Here is a 1,340-nt window from a genome sequence, read left to right on the forward strand (position 1 = left end):
CAGGCGATACGGGTGTTGATAGAGAATGCCACCGAAAAGGCAAGTATCCTGACCATCGCCCGCGTTGCCGCCATTCAGAGCATCAAACAGACCGCCAACCTGATTCCGCTGCACCTGCCCGGACGCATCATCGGCGTGCAGGTTGATTTCGATATTAACGTTGAGCTGGCCTGCCTGAAAGCCACATTAACCGTCCAAGCGCACAGCAACGGCAGCATTGCCACCGAAGCCCTGACCGGCCTCAATTTGGCACTCTTGAGCGTTTACGACATGATGAAAGACGTTGACCGCAATATGATGCTCAGCGGCATCCGCCTCGAATCCGAAACCAGCAGCGAAGGCCGTCCTTTCCTGTTTGACAACGCATACGAAAATATTAATTTCTAAACCACTCAGGCCGTCTGAACGTTGGGTTTCAGACGGCCTTATTATTATGATGAACGATCAACAACTTTTGCGGTTCAGCCGCCATATCCTGCTTGACGAAATTGGTATCGAAGGCCAAGAAAAACTCTTGGCCGCCCATGCGCTCGTTGTCGGTTGCGGCGGGCTGGGTGCGGCGGCCTTGCCGTATCTTGCCGCCGCCGGTATCGGCCGCCTGACGATTGCCGATGCCGATACTATCGACGAAACCAACCTTCAACGCCAAATCACGTTTACCGAAGCCGACATCGGTAAAAACAAGGCTTTGGTCATGCAAGGCCGTCTGAAACAGATCAACAGCCAAACACATATTACCGCCATTGCCGAATTTCTCGATGAAGCCAAGCTTGTCGAATTGGCAAATGCCGCCGACATCATTCTTGATTGTTCCGACAATTATCCCACACGCCAGGCGGTCAACCGTGCCGCCGTTGCCACGCGCACGCCTTTGGTTTCCGCCGCGGCCGTCGGCTTTGACGGACAAATTGCCGTGTACCGTCCCGATCTTCCCGATACGCCTTGCTATGCCTGTCTGTTTGACGGCGAACAAGCCAGCGACGGCGCTTGTGCATTGTTCGGCGTTTTTTCACCATTGGTCGGCGTTATCGGAACGACCCAAGCCGCCGAAGCGCTTAAAGTGCTGATCGGTATCGGTACGCCGTCGCACGGCAAACTTTCCACCTATAACGCGTTGAGTGGAAAATGGCAGCAATACGGGGTAAGACGTAATCCCGAATGCCCGGTTTGCGGCGGCCGTTAAAGACAAAAAGCAGGGTAAGGGTTTCGACATTGCCTAAGCAACCCGCTAGAGTAATCATACTTATCTTTCATTAAACTTGTAGGAAGGCGTTTCTTCCCTTTTCAGACGGCCTGTGGCACGATATGATTCAATGATTAATAAATTTTTTGAGGCCGTC

2 protein-coding genes are annotated in these 1,340 nt (G+C 52.9%); both read left to right on the forward strand.

What is annotated here, in order from left to right; translation table 11 throughout:
• Positions 1-387 (forward strand): cyclic pyranopterin monophosphate synthase MoaC (locus tag ACTHS3_RS13365; RefSeq protein ID WP_440368175.1); only part of this gene is annotated, 387 nt, incomplete at its 5' end.
• A 49-nt stretch (positions 388-436) separates the two neighbouring features.
• Positions 437-1,183, forward strand: coding sequence for a HesA/MoeB/ThiF family protein (locus ACTHS3_RS13370; protein WP_199901395.1), 747 nt, complete (start codon positions 437-439; stop codon positions 1,181-1,183).
• Positions 1,184-1,340: the final 157 nt, after the last annotated feature.

Source organism: Neisseria sp. P0009.S007 (assembly GCF_051962515.1).

Coding starts and splice junctions, on each gene's coding strand:
- ACTHS3_RS13370 (WP_199901395.1), top strand. CDS start 437: ATGAACGATCAACAACTTTTGCGGTTCAGCCGCCATATCCTGCTTGAC.